7 protein-coding genes are annotated in these 6,659 nt (G+C 32.6%); all 7 read right to left on the bottom strand.

Annotation, left to right across the window (positions count from 1 at the left end; all coding sequences use genetic code 11):
- Positions 1-475, bottom strand: a 475-nt coding sequence (locus tag PHC28_RS13950; RefSeq protein WP_300101820.1) for a peptidoglycan DD-metalloendopeptidase family protein, incomplete at its 3' end; no start/stop codon positions are given.
- Between the two features lie 70 nt (positions 476-545).
- Entirely contained in the window at positions 546-1,499 is a 954-nt protein-coding gene (locus PHC28_RS13945; RefSeq protein WP_300101816.1) for a Fic family protein, read from the bottom strand.
- 62 nt (positions 1,500-1,561) lie between these two features.
- Positions 1,562-3,346 carry a chloride channel protein gene (locus tag PHC28_RS13940; RefSeq protein WP_300101813.1) on the bottom strand — a complete coding sequence of 595 codons (1,785 nt, stop codon included), beginning with the start codon at positions 3,344-3,346 and terminating at the stop codon, positions 1,562-1,564.
- A 43-nt stretch (positions 3,347-3,389) separates the two neighbouring features.
- Positions 3,390-4,058: a DNA alkylation repair protein gene (locus PHC28_RS13935; protein ID WP_300101810.1), complete on the bottom strand. Its 669-nt coding sequence runs from the start codon at positions 4,056-4,058 to the stop codon at positions 3,390-3,392.
- Between the two features lie 18 nt (positions 4,059-4,076).
- On the bottom strand, positions 4,077-5,759 hold the full coding sequence (gene ggt, locus PHC28_RS13930) for a gamma-glutamyltransferase (protein WP_300101807.1): 1,683 nt from the start codon (positions 5,757-5,759) through the stop codon (positions 4,077-4,079).
- Positions 5,756-6,340, bottom strand: a complete 585-nt coding sequence (locus PHC28_RS13925) for an acyl carrier protein phosphodiesterase (RefSeq protein ID WP_300101805.1) — start codon at positions 6,338-6,340, stop codon at positions 5,756-5,758. Before PHC28_RS13925 ends, ggt begins: the two co-directional genes overlap by 4 nt.
- Before the next feature lie 128 nt (positions 6,341-6,468).
- Positions 6,469-6,659: hypothetical protein (locus tag PHC28_RS13920; protein WP_300101802.1), on the bottom strand; the 191-nt coding region annotated here is incomplete at its 5' end.

Here is a 6,659-nt window from a genome sequence, read left to right as displayed (position 1 = left end):
AAATGGAACCAATTTCGATATTTTCAATACTTTCCATCGATAAATGTCCGTATAAAGTATAAAATTTTTGGTTTTCGAAAAAGTGTTCCAAGATAATTGTAGGACCATAATTTCCAATTCCAGCATTGTAATCAAAACTATGAACTTTTCCTTCAAGAGCCGCTAATACAGGTGTTCCTGCTTTTATCCAAAAATCAATTCCTAGATGAATATTTCTTTCATCGTTATTAAAATGAGAATTTTGGTTGTAAAGATTTCGTATTTCATTATAACCTCCAAAAGCAACTTTTGCATTATTTTTTAGAAGAAAATCTTCAATATAATCTTCAAAAATTTTGGCATTTCCCAAATCCATTTCAGATAAATCTGTATTTGCAACTGATAAATCTAATGATACATATTGCGAATAGGGAATAGAATCATCAATGACTTTTATGTTTTCGAATTGTGAAAAAATAGTTTCTAATTTTGGCATAATGGGGATGTAATAAATAGATTTGGCATAAAGATAGAAAAATACACATAAAAAACGCCAACTAATTTAGTTAGCGTTTTCTCTTTCTAGTAGCAATATAGTTCTCGACTGCTTCACGAGTGGTGAGCCAGTTTCGACCTTCTTTGTATGCGTCAATTTTTCCTTGTCGAGCCAATAAACTAATGTATTCTTGACCGTAAGGCATATTAGGTTCTTGCACCAAATTTGAAATTTCGATATATTCTTTGTCATTGTCAGGCAAAGCATTGAGGTAAATATTCAACGTTCTTTCGAGCGATTGACACATCAAAAGAGTCAGTTTTTGATAATTACCACCATTTGCTTGATTGAGTGCTTCATAATACTTTTTTCTGTCATTTTTCAAGATAATAGCAGGAGGAAATCCTGAGCGCATTAACAATAAATTCATTGCCAAACGAACCGTACGACCATTTCCGTCAAAGAATGGATGAATCCAGACTAATTTATGATGAAAAACCGTTGCCAATTCAATATCATTAAGTTGTTGCGGATTCGTGTTTACAAACGCTATTAATTCGTCGAGTAAATCGGGCACTTTGTTAGCATTTGGTGGAGTGAAATTTGCACCAGTAATTCGAACACCTCCATTACGGATTCGACCTGCAAAATCTTCTTCAATAGAACGCAAAACTAAGCCGTGAAGCGAAAGAATATCAATGCTTCGCAACGTATATTCGTCATTAATAATCGAATATAAATAGTCAATTGCCTTGTCGTGATTATGGGTTTCAAAATGCTCCCGAAGCGATTTTCCTTTTACGGTTATTCCTTCTTGCAAAACCATTTGCGTTTCCCTGAGACTTAATGTATTGCCTTCAATGCTGTTTGAATTATAAGTCCATTCGATGGAAAGGCTTTCCTTGATTTTGTTCAAAGCGATTGCTGGCAAAGGTCTGCTGGATTGCAAATCTTGCTTTTTTTTGAACAATCTGTCAAAGGTTGATTGAAATTCTTCTCGATATGTTAAGTCTATATTCCACATTACACAACAAAGATACTCTTAATATCGGATAAATAAAAATTTATTTTCATCCGATATTAAAATTATTCTATTGTCATAAATTTTAGTTTGGCTCTATAGGCTTCAAGTGTGGTAGCTTTGGATATAAATCCATAATATTTTCCGTTTTTGAGTACAGGCAAGAAGGTTACTCTAGATTTTTCGAATTTATTCATTACCGTTTCCATACTGTCTGCAGGATAGATAATATCGATGGTGGGAGTCATAATTTCTTTTACCAAAGTGTGTTTTACTCTGAAATTATTAAAGATGATTTCCCTAATATTATTGAAGTGAACAATTCCAATCAAATGCATTTCTTTATCAACAACTGCAAAAATAACTTGGTTAGAGTGGGAAATTAAATCGACCAATTTTTCTAAATTTTCATCTGGTGAAATCGTTAGAAAATCAGTTTGAATAATTGAATTAGTATCCAAAGTAGAGAGAATGTTTGTGTCTTTATTTGTTGTAAAAACATTTCCTTTTCTTACTAAAGGTTTCACATCCATTGAATGTTTTTCAAAACGTTTTGAAATTGCAAAACTGATAGAAGTTACTATCATCAACGGAATCATCAAATCGTAACCTCCTGTTATTTCAGCTATTAAGAAAATTGCAGTTAGTGGAGCGTGAAATAATCCGCTAAGAATTCCTGCCATTCCCACCATTGTAAAATTGCTGATGGGTAAATGAGTAAGTCCAGTTAAATTTAAAAACTTTGAAAACAAATAACCCGCATACGAACCTAAAAATAGGGAAGGAGCAAAGTTACCGCCGTTTCCACCGCTTCCTAACGTAATTCCGGAAGCAAAGACTTTGAGCATCATTGTAAAACCAATAAAAACTAAAAGAACCCAATCATTATTTTGATAACTACTAAATAAAGTATTATCTAATAATTGACTAGGATTTTTTTCAGATAATATCTTTATACTTTCATAACCTTCACCAAAGAGGGCAGGAAAAATAAAAATAATTACAGCTAAAATAGATGCTCCAATTAATGCTTTTTTGTAGGGACTAAATCTAAGATGAGTAAAAATATGTTCAATTCTTTGAAAATTTCTTGCATAGTAAATAGAGATAAATCCAGTGAGAGTTCCTAAAAGAATATAATAAGGAATAAAGTGATAATCAAAGATTTCTTTACGTTTGAATGATAATAAAATGGATTCATCTAAGGCGATTAAAGAAACTAATGTACCTGCAGCGGCAGCAATCATAATAGGTGTAAATGCCGAAATACTCACATCGACAAGCAACACTTCGATGGCAAACAAAACACCCGCGATTGGTGCATTAAATGCAGCGGCAATCCCAGCTGCAACTCCACAACCTATGAGGAGTGTTCTGTCCTTATAACTCAATTTATATCTTTGAGCATAGTTAGACCCAAAAGCAGCACCAGTAATAACAATAGGACTTTCTAAACCTGCCGAACCTCCTAAACCAACAGTAAGCGAACTCGTAATAATTTGAGCGTACATTTGTTTTCTTGGGATTATGCTTGCTTTCTTAGCAACGGCATATAAAATTTGTGAAGTTCCTTTTTCAATTGTTCCACCTAAAACTCTTTTGACCACAAAAACGGTAAGTAGAATTCCGATTATTGGCAAAATACTATTGATGAAACTTAATTTTAAAATTCCGTTGATGTAAGTGGCAAATGAAAAAACTTTATGCGCAAATGTTTTTAAAATGATAACTGCAAAACCTGAAGTAATACCAACTAAAATACTTGACAAGAAAATAAATTGTTTTGGCGTAAGTATAGATTGTGACCAGGCAATTATATTTTCTAATTTGTAAAAATATTTTTTGAACATTTTATTTTTTTAAGAAAGTGCTAATTTACTATTATTTTTGCTTTTAGCCGATGTTTTTTAAAGCTTCTTTTTTACTCAAAGTTTTTAAATGGTTTTGGTTTACAAAATTCCGTACTACTTCAGGATTTGTTTTTCCATATTCACGCAAAGCCCAACCAATGGCTTTTTGAATGAAGAATTCGTTGGAATTTTTATGTTTTTCACATTCTGATTTTAGTAAATCGAAGTTGGTTTTTTGTTTATAACCCAATTGAAAAAGAATTGCACTTCGATTAAGCCACATATTCTCTGAATTTGAAAATCGCTCAATTACATTTTCAGTTTCCAATGGATGTTCTAGTAGATATTCACCCAGAATATTTTTAGCAATCGTATCAACACTATCCCACCAAGAATTAGTGATTAGGAGTTTTTCTAGGAGTTGAATATCTTCTTTTTTGTAATTTCCCTTGAGTTGTTTTATCAAAATTTCAATGGCGCAATAATGTAATTCACGTTGTGGTTTTGAATAAAGTTGCAAGGCAATTTTTCTAGGATTCTTAGCAATTTCCTCTTGGTTTTCTTTCCAAATCGCTTTAAAAATGTTCCGTCTTTCAACCGTTTTTATTCCAAAGAAAGAAAAATGATTTCGCATATATTTCGCCATTGCAAAAGCATTTTCAGGATTGTTTTTTTTCTGAAAATCGATTTCTAAAGCTTTTATAAACTCCATTTAATACATTTCTAAAAACTAAAATCCTACCGCTTTATCGTCACCTCTTTTATCCGCTCCGCCTTCTAATTTTCCGTCAGGCAAAACTAAAATAGCATCTACTTTTCCTAGAACCGGTGGATTTTTTTCGTTGATAATATATCCTTTTAATCGTAAGCCTTCCAATATGTTTTTTGAAAAAGCCTCAGGTTCAAATATCAATTCGTCAGGCAACCATTGGTGGTGAAAACGAGGTGCGTTTACAGCTTCTTGCATACTCATTTTAAATTCTTTTACATTCAAAATAGTTTGTAAAACTGTAGTGATGATGGTCGATCCACCTGGTGAACCTACAATCATATATAATTTATTGTTTTTTTCTACAATTGTTGGCGTCATCGAACTTAACATTCTTTTTTGTGGTGCAATACTATTTGCTTCTGCACCAACTAATCCGTATGAATTTGGAACACCAGGTTTGGCACTAAAATCGTCCATTTCGTTGTTGAAGAAAAAGCCTAGCTCATCCGAATATAATTTAGAACCATAAGCACCATTTAGTGTTGTGGTTACTGAAACCGCATTGCCTTCAGCATCCATAATAGAATAATGGGTGGTTTCGTTACTTTCAGAAATGGCAATTTCTCCGTGCGAAACATCAGAAGATAAAGTGGCTTTATCCCAATCGAAAGATTTCATTCTTTGTTTCAAATAATTTTTGTCGAGTAATTCTTTTCTTGGAATATTTACGAAATCGGGATCGCCTAGAAAATAATTTCTATCTGCATAAGCTCTTCGCTCAGCTTCAGTAATAACTTGAATAGTTTTTACACTATTATGACCAAATTTTGAAAGAGAATAAGGTTCTATCATTTTCATAATTTGTTGCAAAGTAATTCCTCCACTCGAAGGTGGCGACATAGAAATAATTTTTAAATCCTTGTAATTAAAAGTAATAGGATTTCTCCATTTAGCTTCATATTTAGATAAATCTTCGAGAGTAATGATTCCACCGTTTTTTTGAATAAAATCAACAATTTTTTGGGCAGTTTCACCTTTGTAGAATTCATCCTTTCCATTTTTCATTATTCTTGATAATGTTTCGGCTAAAGCTGGATATTTTATGGTGTCACCTACTTTGTAATTTTGGGCAAGTAAAGTTTTTTCGCCACTAACTTTGACAATAGTATTATGATAGTGTTCTAACCTTTTTTCTTGTTTTTCAGTAACTACGACTCCTCTTTGTGCCAAAGCAATTACGGGCTTCATAATTTCCTCGATAGAAAGTTTACCCATTTTTTCGTGAACAGCAAAAACGCCAGCAATGGTTCCCGGAATTCCTATTGCTAGAGCTCCATCAACGCTTAAATTTGGAATTACTTTTCCGTCTTTATCAAGATACATATCTTTATGAGCTGCCATTGGTGCTCTTTCTCTATAATCTAAAGCACCAGTTTCTCCATTGGATTTTCTGAAAACCATAAATCCTCCGCCCCCAATATTTCCTGCGTAAGGATAAGCAACTGCCAAGGCCAATTCGGTAGCAACCATTGCGTCAAAGGCATTACCTCCTTTTTTCATTATTTCGACACCAATTTTTGAGGCTTCTTCACGTGCAGAAACTACCATTGCTTTTTGGGTAACCAAACCCGTTTGTGACCAAGTTTTAATTGGAAGTAAATAGAAAATAGAAAAGCAAATGAGAAGGACTATTTTTTTCATAATAAAGTTGTTTTTTGTTTGGTAAAAGTAATTAAAAAATCAAAAAATGAAGTGAATTCTTGTTCAAATTCAGGGTAATACGTTTTTAACTCTGCAACTGAAAACCGCATATTCGAATCGTATTTCATTCGGGTATCCATTCTTCCCAAAACTCTTTCAATACCTTCAATAGTTTGATAACTCACCAGCCAATTATGATCAATCATATAAGGCATCATTTTTTGGGTTTTTGGTGTCAAGTCATTATAATTATCTCTCAGAGATTGGTAAAAACGTTCTGAATAATCTTCTAACTTTTCATCGGAATAGTTGCTCCAATTTTTGGACAAAAAATGGTCGTAAAAAATATCCACAATAATTCCAGAATAGTGATGATAATTGGCGTGCAACCGTTTGGTACTTTGTCTAAAAATAGGATGTGAGTCAGTAAAAGTGTCTATTGCACGATGCAAAATAATTCCTTTTTGAATGTCTAAATGAAAATTGTCAAAGTATTTTCCGTGAATGCCATCGGCCATAAAATTGCCGATTTTCATCAAATCATTATCTCCAGAAAGGTATATGTGTGCTAGAAAATTCATTCGCCTAAAATAGGGATTTTAATCTAAATTATGTAAGAGAATAATAAATTCGCTTTTAAAATAAATGCTTCTATATGGTTTTATTAATTATGCAATTGGCATATCGAAGGCGATAAAAGGGTAAAAGTTTAAGGTGTAAACGGATATAATTGACTTCGCACAACTCCTTGCTGTTGGGTTTTTCGATGTAGTTTAGGATTCACCCAAATGATTGGTTCGCCTATTTTTATACTCACATAAGTACGAAAGATTTGCAATAAATATAAAGTCCTTTTTATGATTTGTAAGAAAAAAATAATATATTTGAATAATAATAAAG

Source organism: Flavobacterium sp. (genome assembly GCF_028712645.1).
Taxonomy (GTDB): Bacteria; Bacteroidota; Bacteroidia; order Flavobacteriales; family Flavobacteriaceae; genus Flavobacterium.
The sequence above is the reverse complement of the archived record's forward strand: the minus strand, read 5'-3'. Positions and strand labels throughout refer to the sequence as shown.